Below are 20,914 nucleotides of genomic sequence, written 5' to 3'. Positions count from 1 at the left end.
ATATTTTAAATCGTAAATTATTCAGCAACTATGCTTACAAATTTACGGTTTTTAGGGCCTTTCACTTCAAATTGAACCTTGCCGTCAGACAAAGCAAATAAAGTGTGGTCTTTACCGATACCCATGTTGTTACCAGCGTGGAATTTAGTACCACGTTGACGAACAATAATGTTACCAGCTAAAACTGATTCACCACCGTAACGTTTAACACCTAAACGTTTACTTTCTGAATCACGGCCGTTGTTAGTACTACCACCAGCTTTTTTATGTGCCATTTGTATATACTCCTATTAAGCGCTAATACCAGTGATTTTCACTTCCGTGAACCACTGACGGTGACCCATTTGGGTACGTGAATGCTTACGACGACGGAACTTAACGATTTTTACTTTCTCGCCACGTCCGTGAGTTACAACTTCAGCTGTAACTTTCCCACCGCTTACGAATGGGGTACCAATTTTAATATCTTCACCATTGCTCACCATTAAGATGTCATCGAATTCAACTGACTCACCAGGAGCCACTTCGATTTTTTCTAGGCGAACGGTTTGGCCTTCAGCCACACGGTGTTGTTTGCCACCACTTTGGAAAACCGCGTACATAATAAACTCCGCTCTGCGTCTCTTGACGCTATATTCAAAAACAGGGCGCGAATTGTACGTGAACAGATACCCCCAAGCAAGCCCAATTTCCAATTAATTTGGTTAAATATCAAACGTTTTGCCACAGGCCAATAATTTCGGCACTTTTGACCCTCACAAGACTGGATACCCCGATAAATTTCTGTAAAATCCGAGAGCACTAAATTTTAATATAACTTTAACAGGCAGATACTCGACTGTATGGACCTTGAAAATATCAATTTACTAGCTCATGACGACATGATGGCGGTCAACGAGTTAATTCAAAATCAAGTCAATTCAGACGTAGCCCTGATCAATCAATTAGGCTTTTATATAGTGAATAGTGGAGGCAAACGACTAAGACCTTTACTCACAGTGCTAGCTGCCCGCGCGGTCAACATCCAATCTTCTGAACATCATACCCTAGCCGCTATTATTGAATTTATTCATACCGCTACCTTATTACATGACGACGTAGTTGACGAATCAACCCTACGCAGAGGTAAAGAAACGGCTAATGCTGTATTTGGTAATCAAGCAAGTGTGCTAGTTGGTGATTTCTTATATACCCGCTCTTTCCAAATGATGGTGACATTAAAAAGAATGCGCGTGATGGAAATACTGTCTGACGCCACCAACGTCATAGCCGAAGGCGAAGTTCTGCAGTTAATGAACTGTAATGATCCTGACACCAGCGAACAAAGTTATATGCAGGTTATATATAGTAAAACTGCTAGATTATTTGAAGCAGCCACATTATTAGCCGCGGTATTGACCGATCAAACTGACGATATTGAGTTGGCTATGCAAGATTATGGAAAGTATCTTGGTACTGCATTTCAACTGGTAGATGATATTTTAGACTATGCTGCAGATGCAGAAACTATGGGCAAAAATGCCGGTGACGATCTAGCAGAAGGTAAACCTACCCTGCCCCTGCTTTATGCCATGTGGCACGGAAATGATAAACAAGCTGCACAAATAAAAGAAGCAATTGAAAGCGGCAATGGTATGCAACATTTTGACGAAATTATGTCAACCATGCAGCAAACCGGTGCGCTAGATTATACTAAACAGCAAGCCCTTAAAGCATCAAAGCAGGCTATTGACGCTCTAGTACCTTTACCTGAATCCGATTATAAACAAGCATTAATTGGATTGGCTCATATTGCCGTTGAAAGAGCCGCTTAAGTTATTTGTCGCGCCTTTCTAATTCAATATCACCATTAACTGTAGTTACGTTTACTCGGGCATTTCCACCGTTTAAAGAGAACTCTAACCAACGGCTAGGTCCATAATTAGCCTTTTGCATTTTGTGTTTAGACAGCTTATTTGAAATGCTACCATCAGCATGGGCTTCAATATCAAACTTAACTGACACCCCCTCTTGAAAATACAAACTGATATCGCCACCCACCGAGCTGGCATCAACTTCGCCGTCTTTAGTTAGGTCCATTTTGGCAACGAGATCCCCATTTACGCTGCTAATATTCAATTGTTGAACTTGCTCAAGCACCAACTGAGAATCACCATTCACAGTTTCCAGGCTAACCTGAGCACTTGCACTTGTTATGTCAATATCACCGTTCACTGAATTGTATTGGTCTTTTTTACCATTCCTACTTTTTGAACGAATATCACCGTTTACGGTTTCAATTTTAACGCTGCCTGCTAATTCATCAGCTAATACTTGCCCATTCACCGACTCAATTCTAATTCGCCCAGCTAAGTTTTTCGCTGAAATAGCACCGTTTACTGTGTCGATAGTGGCACTACCTTTTACACCTTCAATGTCCACTTTAGCGTTGACTGAGCTGTAATATACTTGACTCATTTTCGGCACATAAATTTCTAAGTCATCACCCTTGTCTGAACCCCAGCTTTTCCAACCGCTTGAGTTGTTAACTTTGACTTTAATCACAACTTCATTGCCATCTCGCTCAAAAATAAATTCTTTAGTACGCTCACTCAAGTTGCCCTGAACTTTTACTTCACTTTTATCCCAAACACGCACTTTTGCTTGACCATTTATATGTTCAATTTTCACGTAACCATTGGCTTCAGCTTGTACAGACTCATTTACTATTTGCCCAGCAAAAACGTTAAAGGTTAATCCCAATACACTTAGCCAAATCACTAACTTGTTCATTCTATTCTCCACAATCCAATACTTTAAATATGCGACCATTTAGGCGCGTGTACACGTTCAATTAAACTAATTTGTTGGTGATGTACGTTTTGCAACATCTTCAATAAAGGTATATTGTTAGGTTCATTTTTTAAGGCCGCCTTAACGGCGTCGGCTGCTTGATCTAAATCTTCCAACTGTTGCTGCCAATTTTCGGTCAAGGCTGTTTGTTGCTCGTAACTCACCAAGAGTGCATTTTTTTGTTGCTCATGTTGCTCACTTAAAGCTGCAACAAGTTCACTTCCGATTAACTTTTCAGTTTGCTGATTGAACGAAAACCAACCCATCCATGCAAACATAACCACCGTTGCCGCCACTAAATAAAGTTTATTACCCAGCACTGGCCTTCTTATTGTTTCAACATGCTGGTTTGGCTCATTAGCTAACGCATAATCAATGCCCTGCCATAAATCCCGTTCTGGCTGTTTTTCCCTACCAAGCTTAGCTAGCTGTTTATCTAAATCTTGCTCAAATGAACGACTACTCATAACCCATCCACTCCTTTAACAATTGTTTGGCTCGATGAAACTGCGCTTTACTTGAACCCACCGCCATATTCGTCATTTGTGCAATTTCTTCATGGCGATAACCTTCAATAGCATGTAACACAAACACAATCCGCGCACGTTCAGGTAATTTAACCACATAACTTTCTAAATCGACTTTCCCAACGGACTCCTCAGCTGGTTCATTCATAGCCACAGAGTCTTCTAAATTAAACATTTTCTGCATCCAGCCTTTTTGTTTACGCAAATAAGAAATCGTTATATTTGATGTGACCGTATGTAACCAAGTTGAAAATTTACTATCACCTTTGAAATTACTAATTTTTCGCCAAAGCTGAATAAACACCTCTTGGGCTGCGTCTTCAGCTAGCATTTTTTCACCAGTCAGGCGATAACATAGGCCATACACTTGACCAATATATTCTTGATACAATATGTTATAGGCTCGTTTATCACCGTTTTGTACAGAGCGTATTAAGTCTAAATCACTCTCAGTGACAAACTTATGCTCAGCGGCAACGACATTACCTTGGTTATTCAAATTTGCTTCTTATGGTTTAGTATTAAAAGTAACGATATTAAAAGGTAAGTCGCAGAGTAAATCACAAAGGTTTAATTGATCAAAAAATAATTTTTAGAATAAATTTAAGTTGAATCAAGAATGAAAGTTAGCGGTTTATTTACAGCGAAAGTAACAAGAATTGGCCCCAAGAATGAACGCACAGGTATTTATAAATATCCTTGTGAGCAAGCGGTAATTGACCAACTAGGTATGCTAGGTGACGTGCAGATCGATAAACGTTACCACGGTGGGCCTGAACGGGCGTTGCATCAATATTCAATTAGTTCGTACGAAAAAATCATCAAGGCTTACCCTTTACTCCACAAAAAAGCCTGGCCTGGTTCAATGGGTGAAAACTTGAGCATTGCCCAAATGCATGAAAATAATGTATGTATTGGCGACACCTATCAAATTGGCGAATGTAAAATTCAAGTGTCCGGGCCGCGCATGCCTTGCTTTAAAATAGCTGAAAAGTTTAACACTCCTAATTTAAACAAGTTTGTAGCTAAACAGGCCATTCACGGTTGGTATTACCGGGTATTAAAAGGCGGAAAAATAGCGCTGAACGATAATGTAAAACTAACAGATAGACCAAACCCAGTTGTTAGTATTGAGAAGTTTTTAGAAGTGGTACAAAACAAGGTAAGCGACACAGGTAGGATCAAACAAACCATTAACGCCATTGATTTAGATCCAGAATGGCGAGAAAAACTCTGTAAACAGTTCAGCCTGACATAACCCTAAATTTGGAGCATGACATGGAACAAAACTTATTGGAAAAAACTGGTAAAACCCTAGATGAGTGGAAAGCCTTACTCGCCCAACAACCATTCACTAAACATGGCGAATACATGAGCTACCTAAAAAAAGAGCTAGGTATCACCCATGGTTTTGCCAACTTTATCACCCTTAAATTCCGCGAGGCTGATGCGGCCTCTTCAACTAATGAAGATCTGATTGTCAATCAGTACAAAGGTAAGGAGTCGTTAAAGGAAATTTTTGATTCGTTACAAGCACACATCATAAAAATGGGCAGTGATATCGAGGTATCACCTAAAAAATCAGCGGTGAGCTTTCGGGTAAAAAGACAATTTATACTCATTCAGCCTAGCACTAAAAAGCGTATTGATTTAGGTTTGAAATTTAATGATAAACCCCATGCAGACAGACTAGAAACATCAGGCCCTTTTGGCACTATGTGTACCCACAGAGTACAACTTACCGATGTAAACCAAGTAGATACTGAACTTTTAGGTTGGATAAATGAGGCATACAGTGAGGCTAAGTAAAGGCCTTTCTATATAAGTTACTATCAATCTATATCAGGATGGGACATCCAAAACAAAAAGCCGTTTCTGTTTCCAGAAACGGCTTTTTAACACTAAATCTCAGTCTACTTAAATTCTTTAAATTAGAATTAAGCTTCTTGAATAACGATTAGTTTAATAGTTGTTGTTACGTCTGAATGAACTTGCAAATCAATTTCGTATTCGCCAGTTTCACGTAAAGTACCAGTAGGTAATTTAACTTCAGATTTAACCACGTCAACACCAGCAGCAGTAATCGCTTCAGCAATATCGCGAGTACCGATAGAACCGAACAATTTACCTTCGTCACCAGCTGGAGAAGCGATAGTCACTTCAGCCAAAGCGGCAATTTTTTCTGCTTTAGCTTGTGCAGCAGCTAGGCCTTCAGCAATTTTTGCTTCTAGCTCAGCACGACGTGCTTCAAACTTTTCAACGTTTACTTTAGTAGCTGGAACTGCTTTTCCTTGAGGGAACAAGAAGTTACGAGCATAACCTGATTTTACAGTGACAGTGTCACCCAAGCCGCCTAGGTTAGCGATCTTGTCTAATAATATGATATCCATCTTTGCTACCTACGATTACTTGTGAGAATCAGTATATGGAAGCAATGCCAAGAAGCGCGCGCGCTTAATAGCAGTTGACAACTGACGCTGATATTTCGCGCTAGTTCCAGTGATACGGCTAGGTACAATTTTACCACTTTCAGTGATGTAGTTTTTCAACATTGCGATGTCTTTGTAATCTATCTCAGCAACACCTTCAGCAGAAAAACGACAGAACTTACGACGTCTAAAAAAACGAGCCATTATGCGTCTCCTTCTTGTGCGTCTGCAGCTTCAGCTGGTGCTTCTTTAACAGGAGCAGCGGCTGGCTTGTCATATGATTTTTCTTCACGCTTTTCACGACGTTCTTCTTTAGCCATTGGAGACTGTTCAGTCACAGCAGCTTTAGTACGCATAACTAGGTTACGCAAAACAACATCATTAAAACGGAAAGCAGTTTCTAGCTCTTCAACAGCTTCAGCAGTTGCTTCAGCGTTAACAAGAACATAGTGTGCTTTATGAAGTTTATCGATTGGGTAAGCCAATTGACGACGGCCCCAATCTTCCAAGCGGTGGATAGTGCCGCCATCTTGGGTAAGAATTCCAGTATAACGCTCGATCATACCTGGAACTTGTTCACTCTGGTCAGGGTGAACCATGAATACGATTTCGTAATGACGCATCATATTGCTCCTCACGGTTGTAGTCTCGATAGCACAGCCAAGCTATATAGAGACAAGGAACTAAAAGTAGTGACTGTTTTAAGCGGCGCGAATAGTATATAAAGTGCGCTGTTAGCGCAAGGTTTATTTGTTGTTTTGACAAGATAAAAGCATTCACTTCGTTCACCAGAAGCATGGCTGCGCCACTTTATGAGCTTCGCTCACTTTTATGCTTCGCACTTGGCATCCATGCCTTTTTTCAAACGAAATCCATTTCGTCCAACTGACTTTTCTTCAACAGCCAAGAAAAGTAAGCAAAAGAGGCACGCACTCCAGACAAATTCCTAATCCATCAAATCATTGTCTTTTATGTCGAACCGGCAATAAGCCGCTCCCAGCTATAAAAGATTGCCTTGCCCGAATGTCCCTATTCGGGCATTCGACAAGCCAATAATTTAACGGGGAATTTGTAGTCGCGAGAAAATCAAAAGCATGGCTACGCCACTAATGAAAGATGGAATGTAAGGCTGCTCACGCTTCAATAAAATGTGGAGCTAGTTTGGCAGTTTTCTTGCGTTGTTTGCAAGAGAAAATGACAAGCTAGCGGAGTCGTTTTGATTGACTTGTGAGCGAACAAGGGGGCTGGTCTTGCATTGTGCAATTTGTTTTTTAGTTCAGTGCTAAACATCAGTTACATTGTCATCATCTTAGCAATTAGCAGAACACTAAGTTAACCAATCTTTAAGCAACCACTGCACCTTAATTTTTTAATCGTGACTTTATTGCCTGCGGCGAAGCCGATGCTTTTGATTTTTCTCGCGTTACGCTTGACTATATAATTTTTATGTCAGTTTAATATGCCGGTTTGGTTTCCATAAACTCGGTCCGAGTTCCATCCAAATCGTGAATATTAATAATCCATCGATTACTGCGCCCGACCATGGGTTGATGGCGATTAGGATCATCTAAGCCATTTTGTTTTAATTGTTGGCGGGTGATTTGAATATCATGGCTCAGTAAACAAATGTGATTCATTGATCCTAGTTGATTTCTTGAAGGCTCCATTCCATCAATTAGTACATATTCTACATAGTCACCGCGGCTTTCAGGAATTTTCATGTTAACCCAAGCATCGGGGCCATTATCTTGTCTGGCTGCTCGCCAAATTTCTTCAAAACCAAGTGCTTGTTGATAAAATGCATTGGCTTGTGCTTCGTTATCAACAGTAAATCCAACGTGCAATAACCTGTCGGCTAACCGATTCTCACCTAAATATTGACCTTTTGTTTTGGCTTGCAATGAATTGGCGCGGTATTCAACAAAGAGCAATTTATGTTGGCTAGGTCCAATCAAGGTGCTTGCTAGCGTCCCGTCTGCGGCGATGTAAATGCTAGATGGATTAAACCCTTTACTCTTTAGAAAAGTAACAAAGTGCCTAAGGTTTGTGACCTGAAATGCGATTTCAATTAGTCGGTTATTGTCGGTTTTTTCATTCACTTCAACCAATTTGATAAATTGCTCATCACTGATTTTTACGTAACTAGCAGAACCATTATCTTGTACTGAAAATGCAGGCATAAAACCGTAGTGTTGAGAATATTGTTTAACTGATTTTTCTAAATTTGATACTTGAAAGGCGACATGAGCAATACCCACTATGCCGTGAGCTTGTTTTGCGTTTGCTTGGTTAACCCAACAGGCAAATAGCAGCAGAGTGACTATGGCACTTAGCATTAGTGCTTTATATTTGCTAAATTGACCTAATGATAGCGTTGTATAGGTTAGGTGCATAAGGTTCCTTTGAATCTGTCGTAACGCCGTAATAGACATTAATAAATACAACCAAATCTACCTATAAAGGCCATGATTAGCAATCCGTTAGGGCGAGAATAAACCAAACTCGAAACAATTAATCATCTCTTCTTGCTACCCACAATATTGCGCCGAGAAAAAATTATAGAGCCATCCATGTTAACAAAAAATAGAATTAAACCTTATAAAAACATGAATTACTTATAATGTCGGATGGTGAATTATATGGAAGATTACTTTTTAAAATTAATTGGGGTCGTACCAACGTTATTTGAATAATTTCAGTGACAACATTGAGGCTTTTGATTTACTCCGCGACTACAAATTTCCCGTTAAATTATTTGCTGGCTATCGTTTTTTGCTACTCTATCGGTAAGTGAAAAATTAGATTCATCTACGATTACAAATTTGGATATAACATGAAAAATACAAAAATTGGATTCATTGGGTTAGGTCTTATGGGTGCGGCTATGGTTGACCGTTTATTATCAATTGGATATGACGTGACCGTACTGGGCAATAAATCTCGTACTCGAATTGATGCCGCAATAGCTCAAGGTGCTAAAGAAGCTGAATCAGCCAAAGCACTGAGCCTAGCCTCAGATGTTATTATGCTTTGTATGGATACGTCTGCGTCAGTCGAATCGCGTATGTATGGTGATGAAGGTGTGATAGCCGGTTTAAGTGCAGGCAAGGTGGTTATCGACTTTGGTACTTCATTACCTAGCTCAACAAAAGCAATAGGGGCCGAGATAAGCAAACTCGGCGCTTATTACCTTGATGGACCTTTGGGCAGAACCCCTGCCCATGCTATTGAAGGCAAGCTCAACATTATGGCTTCTGGCAACGAAACTGGATTTAACATAGCTAAACCCGTATTAGAAGATTTATCAGAAAACCTCTTTTACTTGGGCTCTTTAGCTTCAGGCCACACGATCAAGCTGATCAACAATTTTTTTGGAATGACCACAGCTGCAGCTATGTCAGAAGCATTTGTTATGGCTGACAAAGCAGGGATAGATCGCCAGGCCCTCTACAACGTCATGTCAGCAGGACCACTACATTCGGGTATGATGGATTTTGTTAGGGGCTTTGCAATAGATAACAATCCAAACGATCTCGCCTTTAGCATAAAAAATGCCGCTAAAGATGTCGGCTATTACACTCAAATGGCAGATGATTTAGGTGTAGATAGTATTATGGCTAAGTCAGCGAATAACACTCTAAACCAAGCAATGAATGACGGCTTTTCAGATAATATGGTATCAGAGCTAGTATCTTTCTTTGAGAAGAAATTCGATTAAGTTTCTTTTCGGAAGAATTTCTAATATCAATCTGAAAATTATTTCCCTCTAGACATGGCCGGAATATTTCGGCCATGCTTTTGCTTTACCCATACCTTTAGTCACCAATTAGGATTTGTTTGTAGTAATTGTCAAAACAGCATTACTCATTTCGGTTGGTCGGCATTTGAAAGGGAACAACCATTAATGTATACCGACGTCTTGTTCAAAATCCGCTAGGCGAATTCTGAGTGGTCAATTATTTACTGTAATTGGTATAACCTATTTACTTAGAATTTACTCAAAGGCAGAGGAGTTAAAAGTCTGTACTTTAAAATAAATATCGCTCAGGGTAGATTAACTAAATTATCAAAGTAAACGGGATTCGAATGGACACATCGCCAAACAAGAGTAATCAAACTAAAAATACAACAAAACTCAAAAGTGTTTATTACAGCAATTGGCTCTTGTTTTTAGCGATAATCTACACTTTATATTTTGCCCAATCCTTGATTATTCCACTGTTACTTTCTGTATTAATTGCTCTATTATTAAGCCCTTTAGTCACAGGCCTGTATAAGCTTCATGTTCCTCGAGCTATATCTTCTGTGGTTATGCTAGCTATGCTTGCTACTCCCTTCACTCTCATTGGCGTCGAATTGGTAGAGCCAGCTCAAAAATGGGCTAAGCTTATCCCCAAATTATCTATGCATCTAACCGAACAAGTTGAATCGCTCAGTAGTACTTTTGAAGAAAAAGAAACGACAAATACAATAAAAAAATCAGCCTTCTTCAGTTGGTTTTCAAGTAAAAATGAACCCAAAGCAGATGAAGAAAAAACAGGATATGCTGTGACTAAGCGCATAAAAGAAGGGGGCATGGAATTGATGATTGAAACACTCGGAGCTGCGCCCGTTTTTTTCGGCCAACTTTTAGGAGGTGCGATATTAATCCTGTTTTTATTAATATTTGGACCTCAGCTGTTTAGCGCTTTTGTCAAAGAACTCCCCACCACGGAACAACGTGAAAAAGCCATTCGTTTAGTTGATGTGACACAAAAACAACTTTCAAAATACATAATTACGGCCAGCGTTATTAACTTAGTTTTAGGTTTATCAACAGCCAGTGCGCTTTATTTTATTGGATTAGAGGACGCTTTGTTATGGGGTGTAATTGTTGCTGTTCTAAATTTTATTCCCTATGTAGGTTCTGTAATAGGTGCGGTCATTCTATGCTTAGCGGGTATGGTACACTTCGGCGTTACCCCTTCTGCGCTAATTCCAGTTGGAGCATACTTAGTACTAAATATCATCGAGTCTCAATTTATCACTCCCACCGCCATGGGCAAAAAAATGCTAATTAACCCGCTAATTATCATGCTGTGGTTACTAATATGTGGTTGGTTATGGGGGCTCGCTGGTGTGCTTTTATCGGTTCCAGTATTAGTTTGTATTAAATTAGTAGTATCCGAATTAGGTATTTGGAAAAACTGGCTACGAATAATAGAAGCTGGCGGTTAGAACTTCAGTAAAAATATATAGAGAAATTAATAACCTTCATCAAATTACATTTATTTACATTCGTTATCAATTAACTACAGAACTGCTGGCCTTTCATCTCTAACATTTGTGTCCTTGGTTAATATCACTAAAGGAAAAATTATGAAAAGAAGATTTGGACTAACAGCTGGGCTAATTTGTTTAAGTTTAACCGCATGTAATGATGATTTAAAAATTGATTTAGAAGGTGAACAACATGTGCGTGTTTATCAAGATGATCTCGCTCCTGCGTGCGATAGTTCAGCAGCTATCTCAGTCAAAACTCATGGCAAACTACTCATTGATGAAAATATCGAATTACACTGTTCACAAAAAGGCCATGATGGTTTCGCTTACACCGAATCATGTGATTCAGAAACAGGTTCAATTAATATATTTACTATTCATGACAAAGACTTAGCTACGGCAGAGTCATTAGGGTTTTCTCGTTTATCTAGCCTGCCCGATGCGCAATTTGATAATCAATGCGAATATAAGGTTATTTCAGACCATAGAAAATACGCTTTACTTGACCAATTAAATAGCGAATACGCTAAATGGCAAACCAACCAAACACCTAGTTATCAATTTCAGTTCAATACGAGTTTTAGCGACTGCCCTACTTTTGCTCCCACCCCTGTTGTCCTCGTCACTGTTACTGATAATGAAGTCTCTACTGTTTACGATACAGATAGTGAAACCTTTTTATCTAATATTGATAACTACATGACCATTGATGGGCTGTTCAATGAACTAGAGTTACAGCTAAAATTAACACCCTTAGAAGCAGGACTACACGCTGGCGAACCTAAAGTAACACCGGACTTTAACGAACTTGGGGTACCAGAACAGTATTACTTAAATGCGGGTTCTGATGAATGTGATGCCATTAATTATACTGTTAGCGAGTTTTTAGCGCTTTAAAGTGTCTAGTTTTTAACGACCATTTTAAACAACTAAACAAGCCGACATTGAATTAATTAACCTGAATCCCAGATAAGCCGAGCCCCTCGATAACGCTCTTTTTGTGCCTAGTAGCGTTGGATTGCCTAACAATAGCCAGCTATTGTGTACGGCAATCCGCCTTGCTATCTCCTAAGCTTTCGTCACCGAGTACACTTCACCGTAAAACACTTCAGATATATAAGAGTAAATCATTGAATTATATAGTTAAACTAGATTTCAACAACATTCCTTCTCCAGTTCTCAGGTTATTTACTTTTGCGCTTAGCTCCATTTTCACCGAATAGCTAAAGCGTTATTTTCATACTTTTTGACTGGAATTACATTTACTGTCTAGGAAAGTTAGTCATTTTTCGGCAATATAATCGAACACAAGGATCCTGCATGTTACGAAATGAAGACCATACTAATAATTCTGCACCTATTTCTTCTAATGGCAATTACATTGGGTTGCAGTGACAACCCAACGAAACAAGCCAAATTTCAAGACTCGCGTTCATTTGAGCAAATACTTGGCACTCATTTTAACTCTGTAGAAAAAAAGCACTATTCACCTCCATCTTTCGAGGCTTTAACAATTCCTGAGATAAATAAAACGTCAGCAATTTGGGGGGCAACAGGTCGTGACGACCAAGGTAATATTTATTTAGGTGTGTCTAGCCGCCCAAATCAAAATAATACCGCTTATTTATATCAATACTCGCCAGAATATTCACAATTTTCTCCTCAAAGTGATGTTATTTCTGAACTAAAAAAGTCTGGTTTACATGAAGAGGGCATGTCCCAAAATAAAATTCATAGCAAAATCTATCAGGCCAATGATGGCTATCTATATTTTACTAGCTTTGATGAGAAAGGTGAAAACGCAAAAAAGGGTATTCCACCAAAACATGGAGGACACTTATGGCGTAAAAAACCTAAGGCTAAAAATTGGGAACATATATTAGCCACAAAGGAAGCCTTAATTGCATTAAATACTAACGGCCAATATATATACTCTCTTGGTTATTGGGGCCATGTTCTATATCAATTCGACACACTTAGTGAGCAAGTAAAATCTATAAACTTGAAATCTCTAAACCAGCATATCAGCCGAAACTTTCTGGTTACACCCAAAGGTCATGTGTTTGTACCCTACATATTAAATACAGAAGAGAATCAAGTTGCAGTCACTCTCAATCAATATGATAGCGATTTAGTGCTTGTAAGTACTCACTCATTAGAGCATTACTTAAATTTAAGCGAATATAGTCAACATGGTATAATTTCGTACACAACAATGAAAAATGGAGACATTTATTTTATAACCGGCCAAGGGGCATTATATAGTCTTAAGCTTTCTGACAATAATTCCTATGAAGTTAATTTTGAGATATTTCTGGATGATGAACAGCAAAAAGGCAGTTATCTCGCAAGTCTATTTACTTTAGACGGGCAGAATTTTTTAGCCGCTCTAGGTCGACAAAAATCTACCCCAGGTTATTCATGGATAGTATACGAAACCAGCTTAAAAGTTATGGCTAGTTTTCCTATTAGTAGTATAAATAAAAAAACCCTTTTGTATGGCAGTGTTACTCGTGATGACCAAGGTAATTTATACATAGTGGGGACTGATATGACAAACAAGAAACAACATAAGCCAACGATTATCAAGGCGAGCTACAATTAAGCTCTACTTTGATAATAGTGATAATCCATAATTTAAATAACATTAAGGAAATCATGCTCAGAAAAATCTAATTTTTGAGGAAAATTCTTTACGTCTGATAATTTCACTATTATTTTAGTTAGCGATTTAATTAGTTTATGTAGCCTAGAGTTTCCATGAGTTATATCCTAGTGTCAGCATAAAATTTTACGTTTACCTAGCTAAGCTTGATAAGACATAAGATAGTCGCCTTATTTCTTTGATTTTTATCTTAATTTTGCCAAGCTATAGCCTACAAAAATGCCATCAAGATAGAGGAAGACATGTCAAACCAATTACAAGCCCTACGCGACATCACTACTGTTGTAGCTGATACTGGTGATATCGAAGCGATTAAAAAGTATCAACCTGTTGATGCTACTACTAACCCATCATTGTTATTAAAAGCTGCAGAGATGCCTCAGTACAAGTCCCACCTTGAAGCTGCTGTAGCTTGGGCAAAAGAGCAATCATCTGATCCAGAGCAACAAATTATTGATGCTGGTGACAAACTTTCTGTGACTATTGGTACCGACATAGTAAATATCGTACCAGGACGTATTTCTACTGAAGTAGACGCTCGTTTATCTTTTGACACGGCGGCGAGTATCGAAAAAGCCCACAAACTAGTCGCGCTATACAAAGATGCTGGCATTGATAAAAGCCGCATCTTAATTAAATTAGCCTCTACCTGGGAAGGTATTAAAGCGGCAGAAGTATTAGAAAAAGAAGGCATCAACTGTAACTTAACTTTATTGTTTGGTTTTGCTCAAGCTCAAGCTTGTGCTGAAGTTGGCGCATACTTAATTTCACCTTTTGTAGGCCGTATCTTAGATTGGTACAAAGCTAAAACAGGCAAAGATAGCTACGCACCTGCTGAAGATCCTGGCGTAGTGTCAGTAACTAAAATTTATAACTACTACAAAGATCACGGTTATAAAACAGTGGTGATGGGCGCTAGTTTCCGTAACACTGACGAAATCACTGAATTAGCCGGTTGTGACCGTTTAACAATTGGCCCTGGTTTGTTAGAAGATCTATCTCAAGCGTCAGGTGAGTTACCCGTTAAATTGAAAGACAATGGCGCCACTAAAACACCTGGTGCACCTTTGACTGAAGCCCAGTTCCGTTGGGAAATGAACCAAGATGCAATGGCTACTGAAAAATTATCAGAAGGCATACGTAACTTTGCTATTGACCAAGTTAAATTAGAAACCTTGCTTAAAAGTTATCTATAAACTGCATTAGCACACTATAAAAAGCGCCGATTATTGGCGCTTTTTTGTCACAATTTTATGTATATCAACACCCCTACACAATGAGGCAACCTAATGACAGCACTCACACAATCGCCAGCTTGGCAAAATCTAGCTGCACTAGCTGAAAAAATAAAAACTCAACATATGCGTGATATGTTTGCCGCAGATCCACAAAGAGCAAACAAATACACTCAAGCAGCCTGTGGCATAGAATTAGATTTCTCTAAAAACCTGATCACTGATGAAGTTATGTCGGCACTACAATCTCTTACAACAGATTGCCAAGTAGCTGAAAAACGTGATGCCATGTTTGCTGGTGAGATTATCAACCAAACCGAACAGCGTGCTGTGTTACATACCGCACTACGTAATTTCTCAGGCAAACCTGTGATGGTTGATGGCGAAGACGTGATGCCAGAAGTATTAGCTTGTCAGAGAAAAATCGAAGACTTTGTGGCTAAAGTACATAGCGCCGAATTAACCGGTTATACCGGCAAACCGCTTAAAGAAATCGTAGCGATTGGTATTGGAGGTTCTTTCTTAGGCCCTAAAATCATGTCTGAAGCACTTAAGCCTTATTGGTTTAAAGGCGTGAAAGTACACTATGTGGCCAACGTTGATGGATGTCATATACAAGATGTACTAGCCTCAGTTGACCACGAAGAAACCTTAGTGGTGATGTCATCAAAATCCTTTGGCACCCAAGAAACCTTACAAAATACCCTTACCGCTAAAGCTTGGTTCTTAAAAGCCGGTGGCAAACAAGAAGATATCGCCAAACACTTTATTGCTGTGTCTTCCAACATTAAAGCCGCTACTGAGTTTGGTATGGCTGAAGATAATATATTCCCGATGTGGGACTGGGTTGGCGGTCGTTATTCACTTTGGTCAGCTATCGGCTTACCTGTTGCTTTAACGATTGGTTACGACAACTACCGTGCATTATTGCAAGGCGCATTTGAGATGGATGAACATTTCCAAACTGCCCCTGCCGAGCAAAACTTGCCAATGATCTTAGCTACGTTAGGTGTTTGGTATATCAACTTCTTTGGTGCACAAAGTCATGTATTGTTGCCTTATTATCATTATCTACGTGGTTTTCCTGCCTACGTCCAACAGTTAGATATGGAAAGTAACGGTAAACGTGTGTCTGGTGATAAAACAGTAACAGACTACGAAACGGGCCCAGTAATTTGGGGAAGTGAAGGCACTAACGGTCAACATTCATTCCACCAGCTGATTCACCAAGGCACAGTGTTAATCCCTGCCGACTTTATGTTGCCGCTAAATGTACCTAATCAAGACGATACTCATCATGCTATGTTAGCCTCTAACTGTTTTGGCCAAACTCAAGCACTCATGCAAGGTAAAACCTTTGACGAATGTTCAGCTGATTTAGCCTCGAAAGGCCTTAGCGATGACGAACTAGAGTCATTAGCTACGCACAAAACTATGCCAGGCAACAAACCTAGTAATACTTTCTTGTTTGATAAGCTTGATCCTAAAACTCTAGGCTCTTTGATTGCTTTATACGAACATAAAGTATTTGTACAAGGAGCGATTTGGGGAGTGAATTCATTCGACCAATGGGGCGTGGAACTAGGTAAAGAGTTAGGTAATCAAGTATTAGATAAGTTAGTTAATACTGATGCTGAACTCAACTTTGATACTTCAACTAATCAGTTGATTGCTAAGTTTAGGCAAGCAAATAGCTAATAATTTAATTTAACCAAACACTTTTATTCACCAGAGCGATTAATTAATCGCTCTTTTTTTGTACAAAAAACATCAAAAAATAGTTAATTCACAATATGTTCACATTTGATTAATAAAAACTTCAAATACTTGTACTAATTTTAAGCTTCTTATGGTACATATTTAGTCAGGCTTTAGACCAAAGTCTTAAGCTTCAACATGTATGTTGTTGTTGCTGCGCTAAAAATAATAATGGAGTGTGTTATGAATAAGTCCGATTTATTGTCATCAGTGAATTCAGAAACTCGAAATTCTAAGTCAAAACCCGCTAAACGTAAATGGCGTGAAATAGAAGCCATACATGACAGATATAGGCTCAAACAAGAATTACGTGAGCTTGGTATGTCCCCAGAAGATGAATTAGAATTTATTTAACCCTCGCATCATATAATAATATGCACATAAAAAAGCCCTATTGATTAGGGCTTTTTAAGTTCTAAAGTATATTAACGCTATTTCACTTCTTCCAAACCGCTGTAACATTCCACCACAAAACTACTTGGCATAAAACACTTGGAAGAAGATTCAGTCATTTCGTGAGCAAATCTATCTGGGTAATCTCCAGTCAATAAACTGCCTTCCACTAAACCTACATAAATTTGATCAAAACGCTTAATTTCTGTTTCGCTCACCCTACGATAAATGTGTGAACGAGTAATTTGATTGGGATCACGCAAACCTGCTGATGCAATCAAATCCATAGTGGCGCGTACGGTTTCTTTTTGATAGCGGGCGATACGTATAGCTTTATCGTTTACCACTAAGCCTGCTGTTAAAATGGGATCTTGCGTGGCTATTCCCGTAGGGCATTCATTGTTGTTACATACTAAAGACTGCACGCAGCCTAAGGCCACCATCATGCCTCTGGCGCTATTACACAAATCGGCACCTAGGGATAAATTCCTGACAATATCAAAACCTGTAAAAGCTTTACCACTGGCAATGATTTTAATGTCTTTACGTAAATTAAATCCGGTCAACACATCGCTAATAAATACAATAGCTTCTCTAAGCGGCATACCCACTGAGTTCGAATATTCTAATGGTGCAGCCCCTGTACCACCTTCGCCGCCGTCTACGGTAATAAAGTCAGGTTTAATATTAGTTTCAATCATAGCTTTACATAGGGCAATAAACTCACTCTTTCGACCAACAGCTAGTTTAAACCCAACCGGTTTACCACCTGATAACTCGCGTAACTGTTGGATAAAGTCCATCATTTCAAGAGGGGTTTTAAAAGCACTATGGGCAGGTGGAGAGTCAACACGTGTACCCGGTTCTACGTGACGAATATGCGCAATTTCTATGGTGTTTTTATCCGCAGGTAAAATACCACCATGGCCAGGTTTAGCTCCTTGAGATAACTTAATCTCAATCATTTTAATACTTTCTTTCGTGGCTGTCTGAGCAAAGCGTTCTGGACTAAATTTGCCTTTCTCATTGCGACAGCCAAAATACCCCGTACCAATTTGCCACACCAAATCCCCTCCATGTTGTAAATGATAAGGGCTAACACTGCCCTCACCTGTATTATGGTAGAAACCACCTAACTTAGCCCCTTTGTTCAATGCCAAAATTGCATTAGCACTTAACGAGCCAAAGCTCATTGCTGAAATATTAAAAATACTGGCATCATAGGGGTGTGTGCACGCTTCTCCGCCAATCTTAACTTTAGGCTCTAAGGCATTGTCATCTAAGTGAATTGCCGCCATGGAATGGCCAATCCATTCATAACCCACGCGCTGGGTATCGACCTTAGTACCGTAAGGAATGGTATCTCGTTGACCTTTTGCTCTTTGGTAGATTACCGAGCGATACATACGATTAATCGGTACACCATCAGTCTCAGACTCAAAGAAGTATTGGCGGACAAAAGGACGCAGAGCTTCCATTACCCAGCGACCACGCCCCACCAAAGGAAAGGTTCGCCATAATGCATGTTTGGTTTGATACATATCGTAAAAACCAACAAAAGTAAGAGGCACCACCAACAAGCCTAACCACAATATTGCTGGCCAATTTATGCTTAATCCAAGTATAACCAGCCAGGTAATGGTAATGACTCTTACAAACAACGCTCTCATACTTATTACCTTTATTAAAGTTTTAACAACACGGTCAAGAAAAACATAGCTAAGTGCATGTTTCAACGTAATTTTTACGTTTTTTAGAAAATAGAACCTAGACTACAAGAAAAACTAAACTTGCCAGTTAATCAATGCTTTGCCTTGTTGTAGCAATATTTGATTAGTTTTTGAGAAATGTTTACAGCCAAAAAATCCGCGATACACAGATAATGGTGAAGGGTGTGGGCCGGCTAAAACATGGTGTTTATTTTGGTCTATGTTTTTACCCTTTTTTTGTGCATGACCGCCCCACAACATAAATACCAAGCCATCACATTCTTTATTGAGAGTATTAATGATATTTCCGGTGAAGGTTTCCCAGCCCAATTTTGCATGTGAGTGGGCTTTACCTTGTTCAACAGTTAATACCGTATTCAGCAGTAACACGCCTTGTTCAGCCCACTTGGTTAAACAACCATGTTGTGGAATAGAAAATTCTGGGATGTCAGATACCAGCTCTTTATAAATATTGACCAGTGAAGGTGGGGGTTTGATACCAGGTAAAACTGAAAAACTTAATCCATGGGCCTGATTTGGGCCGTGATAGGGATCTTGTCCTAAAATGACCACTTTGACCTTAGCCAGCTCGGTCAAGGTGAAAGCGTTGAAAACATCTTGCTCGGGCGGATATATTACTTTTCCAGCGGCTCTTTGCTGTTCAACAACAGATGATAATTGTTGAAAGTAAACTTGCTGCTTTTCTAACTCTAATATATCCGCCCAAGTTTTCACTTTATAAACCTCAACTTAGGATATGAGTATTAACCTAACAACTTAAACATATGCGCTTTAAGCGCCGCATAATCATTAGGTAAATCAACATCTAGCCCTTCTTTTCCTGCACAGTCAGCTAAAGGTTGAGGCAAACTAATAGGCTGACCCAATACGGTTTCAACTGTCTCTCTAAACTTAGCCGGGTGTGCTGTGCCTAAAAATATACCAGTTTGACCTTCTTCTAATTTCCTAACTAACGCCTTATAAGCGATGGCTGCGTGAGGTTCACTTATGTAACCTAATTGCGCTAATTGGCGCATAGCAACTTGAGTGTACTCTTCATCAACTCGGTCACCCGAAATCACAGATTTGTCCACATAACCTTGCTCGATAATAGCTTCGATACGTGGCCAGTTATTTGGATTACTCACATCCATCGCATTCGACAATGTAGCTACAGTATCTTTTGGATCCCATTCGCCTGTTTTTAAATAACGGGGGACGGTATCGTTCATGTTAGTGGCTGCAACAAAATGTTTAACCGGTAATCCCATAACTTTGGCAATTAAACCTGCCGTTAAGTTACCAAAATTACCACTAGGCACTGAGATAACTAAATCTTCACGTTCTTGTGCAGATAATTGCGATACAGCCTCAAAGTAGTAACAAATTTGAGCCGTTAAACGACTAATATTGATAGAGTTAGCAGAATTAAGGTGTAAACCTTCACGTACGTCTACATCATCAAATGCAGTTTTAACTAACTGTTGGCAGTCATCAAAGTCACCTTCGATGGCCACTGTATGAATATTGTCACCTAAGGTAGTAAATAACTTTTCTTGCAGCTGACTGATTTTATCTTTAGGGAATAAAATCACTACATTGATGTTATCAATACCGTGGAAAGCATGGGCTACTGCCGCACCAGTATCACCCGATGTAGCAGTCAAAATAGTAATAGGTTCGCCGTTTGAAATCTCGGTTAAACACTGAGCCATAAAACGGCCGCCAAAATCTTTAAAGGCCAAAGTAGGCCCGTGGAATAACTCTAAGCTATAAATGTTATCAGTGACTTTGGCCAGCGGCGCGTCAAAAGCAAAGGCTCTTTCTACTATGCCAGTCACTGTTTCGCGAGATAACTCATCGCCAATGATCTGACTAACTATTTCAACACTACGCTCTACAAATGGCATAGCTAAAATTGCATCTATATCATCAAACTTTGGTAATTTTTTTGGGAAAAACAATCCTTGATTTTTACCTAAACCTTGTTTAACAGCCTGTGCGAAAGTGACAACTTCTGAGGCATCTTTTAAATTTTCGAGTTCCAATTTTGTTACCTTTTCATTTCTATTTTTATCACGAGCAAACCGTGATAAACCATTGT

22 protein-coding genes are annotated in these 20,914 nt (G+C 39.3%); 10 read left to right on the top strand and 12 right to left on the bottom strand.

The window, feature by feature from the left end; genetic code table 11:
• Positions 1-17: 17 nt before the first annotated feature.
• Entirely contained in the window at positions 18-275 is a 258-nt protein-coding gene (gene rpmA / locus L0668_RS06110) for a 50S ribosomal protein L27 (RefSeq protein WP_133471404.1), read from the bottom strand.
• A 15-nt stretch (positions 276-290) separates the two neighbouring features.
• Positions 291-602 (bottom strand): 50S ribosomal protein L21, encoded by a 312-nt coding sequence (rplU, locus tag L0668_RS06105; RefSeq protein ID WP_235311189.1) that lies wholly within the window; start codon positions 600-602, stop codon positions 291-293.
• A 240-nt stretch (positions 603-842) separates the two neighbouring features.
• On the opposite strand from rplU, the gene ispB reads away from it, so the two are divergent.
• Entirely contained in the window at positions 843-1,814 is a 972-nt protein-coding gene (gene ispB, locus L0668_RS06100) for an octaprenyl diphosphate synthase (protein WP_235311188.1), read from the top strand.
• Position 1,815: 1 nt separating this feature from the next.
• Here ispB and L0668_RS06095 read toward each other — a convergent pair whose 3' ends face one another.
• From L0668_RS06095 to L0668_RS06085, 3 genes are read right to left on the bottom strand one after another with little or no spacing between them, the layout of a single operon-like run.
• A complete protein-coding gene (locus L0668_RS06095) occupies positions 1,816-2,772 on the bottom strand; it encodes a DUF4097 family beta strand repeat-containing protein (protein ID WP_235311187.1) in 957 nt (318 codons plus the stop codon).
• A 23-nt stretch (positions 2,773-2,795) separates the two neighbouring features.
• Entirely contained in the window at positions 2,796-3,299 is a 504-nt protein-coding gene (locus L0668_RS06090; protein ID WP_235311186.1) for a hypothetical protein, read from the bottom strand.
• Positions 3,292-3,858, bottom strand: a complete 567-nt coding sequence (locus tag L0668_RS06085) for an RNA polymerase sigma factor (RefSeq protein WP_235311185.1) — start codon at positions 3,856-3,858, stop codon at positions 3,292-3,294. Before L0668_RS06085 ends, L0668_RS06090 begins: the two co-directional genes overlap by 8 nt.
• 120 nt (positions 3,859-3,978) lie before the next feature.
• Between L0668_RS06085 and L0668_RS06080 the strand changes: the two genes are divergently transcribed.
• Both L0668_RS06080 and L0668_RS06075 read left to right on the top strand, forming a co-directional pair.
• Positions 3,979-4,617 (top strand): MOSC domain-containing protein, encoded by a 639-nt coding sequence (locus tag L0668_RS06080; RefSeq protein ID WP_235311184.1) that lies wholly within the window; start codon positions 3,979-3,981, stop codon positions 4,615-4,617.
• Positions 4,618-4,637: 20 nt separating this feature from the next.
• The gene (locus L0668_RS06075; RefSeq protein WP_235311183.1) at positions 4,638-5,168 is read left to right on the top strand and encodes a DUF5655 domain-containing protein; all 531 of its coding nucleotides are present in this window, start codon (positions 4,638-4,640) and stop codon (positions 5,166-5,168) included.
• Between the two features lie 128 nt (positions 5,169-5,296).
• On the opposite strand, the gene rplI is transcribed toward L0668_RS06075, so the two are convergent.
• From rplI to L0668_RS06055, 4 genes are all read right to left on the bottom strand, one after another.
• A complete protein-coding gene (gene rplI / locus L0668_RS06070; protein ID WP_235311182.1) occupies positions 5,297-5,749 on the bottom strand; it encodes a 50S ribosomal protein L9 in 453 nt (150 codons plus the stop codon).
• 15 nt (positions 5,750-5,764) lie between these two features.
• Complete coding sequence (gene rpsR, locus L0668_RS06065) at positions 5,765-5,992, bottom strand: 30S ribosomal protein S18 (protein ID WP_215927140.1); 228 nt, start codon at positions 5,990-5,992, stop codon at positions 5,765-5,767.
• On the bottom strand, positions 5,992-6,411 hold the full coding sequence (gene rpsF, locus L0668_RS06060; protein WP_235311229.1) for a 30S ribosomal protein S6: 420 nt from the start codon (positions 6,409-6,411) through the stop codon (positions 5,992-5,994). The genes rpsR and rpsF overlap by 1 nt, the downstream gene beginning before the upstream one ends.
• A gap of 831 nt (positions 6,412-7,242) precedes the next feature.
• A complete protein-coding gene (locus tag L0668_RS06055) occupies positions 7,243-8,181 on the bottom strand; it encodes a VOC family protein (RefSeq protein ID WP_235311181.1) in 939 nt (312 codons plus the stop codon).
• A gap of 440 nt (positions 8,182-8,621) precedes the next feature.
• Between L0668_RS06055 and L0668_RS06050 the strand changes: the two genes are divergently transcribed.
• The 7 genes from L0668_RS06050 to L0668_RS06020 all read left to right on the top strand — a co-directional run bounded on the left by L0668_RS06050 (position 8,622) and on the right by L0668_RS06020 (position 17,062).
• Complete coding sequence (locus tag L0668_RS06050) at positions 8,622-9,506, top strand: NAD(P)-dependent oxidoreductase (RefSeq protein WP_235311180.1); 885 nt, start codon at positions 8,622-8,624, stop codon at positions 9,504-9,506.
• Positions 9,507-9,874: 368 nt separating this feature from the next.
• Complete coding sequence (locus L0668_RS06045; RefSeq protein ID WP_235311179.1) at positions 9,875-11,005, top strand: AI-2E family transporter; 1,131 nt, start codon at positions 9,875-9,877, stop codon at positions 11,003-11,005.
• Between the two features lie 141 nt (positions 11,006-11,146).
• Positions 11,147-11,947 carry a DUF6174 domain-containing protein gene (locus L0668_RS06040; RefSeq protein WP_235311178.1) on the top strand — a complete coding sequence of 267 codons (801 nt, stop codon included), beginning with the start codon at positions 11,147-11,149 and terminating at the stop codon, positions 11,945-11,947.
• Between the two features lie 472 nt (positions 11,948-12,419).
• The gene (locus L0668_RS06035) at positions 12,420-13,655 is read left to right on the top strand and encodes a ligand-binding sensor domain-containing protein (RefSeq protein WP_235311177.1); all 1,236 of its coding nucleotides are present in this window, start codon (positions 12,420-12,422) and stop codon (positions 13,653-13,655) included.
• Positions 13,656-13,957: 302 nt separating this feature from the next.
• Positions 13,958-14,911, top strand: a complete 954-nt coding sequence (gene tal, locus L0668_RS06030) for a transaldolase (protein ID WP_235311176.1) — start codon at positions 13,958-13,960, stop codon at positions 14,909-14,911.
• Between the two features lie 93 nt (positions 14,912-15,004).
• The gene (pgi, locus tag L0668_RS06025; RefSeq protein ID WP_235311175.1) at positions 15,005-16,648 is read left to right on the top strand and encodes a glucose-6-phosphate isomerase; all 1,644 of its coding nucleotides are present in this window, start codon (positions 15,005-15,007) and stop codon (positions 16,646-16,648) included.
• A gap of 243 nt (positions 16,649-16,891) precedes the next feature.
• Positions 16,892-17,062, top strand: coding sequence for a DUF3545 family protein (locus L0668_RS06020; protein WP_235311174.1), 171 nt, complete (start codon positions 16,892-16,894; stop codon positions 17,060-17,062).
• A 77-nt stretch (positions 17,063-17,139) separates the two neighbouring features.
• On the opposite strand, the gene L0668_RS06015 is transcribed toward L0668_RS06020, so the two are convergent.
• From L0668_RS06015 to thrC, 3 genes are all read right to left on the bottom strand, one after another.
• A complete protein-coding gene (locus L0668_RS06015) occupies positions 17,140-18,771 on the bottom strand; it encodes an FMN-binding glutamate synthase family protein (protein ID WP_235311173.1) in 1,632 nt (543 codons plus the stop codon).
• Between the two features lie 114 nt (positions 18,772-18,885).
• Positions 18,886-19,545, bottom strand: a complete 660-nt coding sequence (gene ung / locus L0668_RS06010) for a uracil-DNA glycosylase (protein ID WP_235311172.1) — start codon at positions 19,543-19,545, stop codon at positions 18,886-18,888.
• Positions 19,546-19,574: 29 nt separating this feature from the next.
• Complete coding sequence (gene thrC, locus L0668_RS06005) at positions 19,575-20,858, bottom strand: threonine synthase (RefSeq protein ID WP_235311171.1); 1,284 nt, start codon at positions 20,856-20,858, stop codon at positions 19,575-19,577.
• Between the last annotated feature and the right edge of the window lie 56 nt (positions 20,859-20,914).

The organism is Paraglaciecola algarum (genome assembly GCF_021532655.1).
Classification (GTDB): Bacteria; Pseudomonadota; Gammaproteobacteria; order Enterobacterales; family Alteromonadaceae; genus Paraglaciecola; species Paraglaciecola algarum.
The sequence above is the reverse complement of the archived record's forward strand: the minus strand, read 5'-3'. Positions and strand labels throughout refer to the sequence as shown.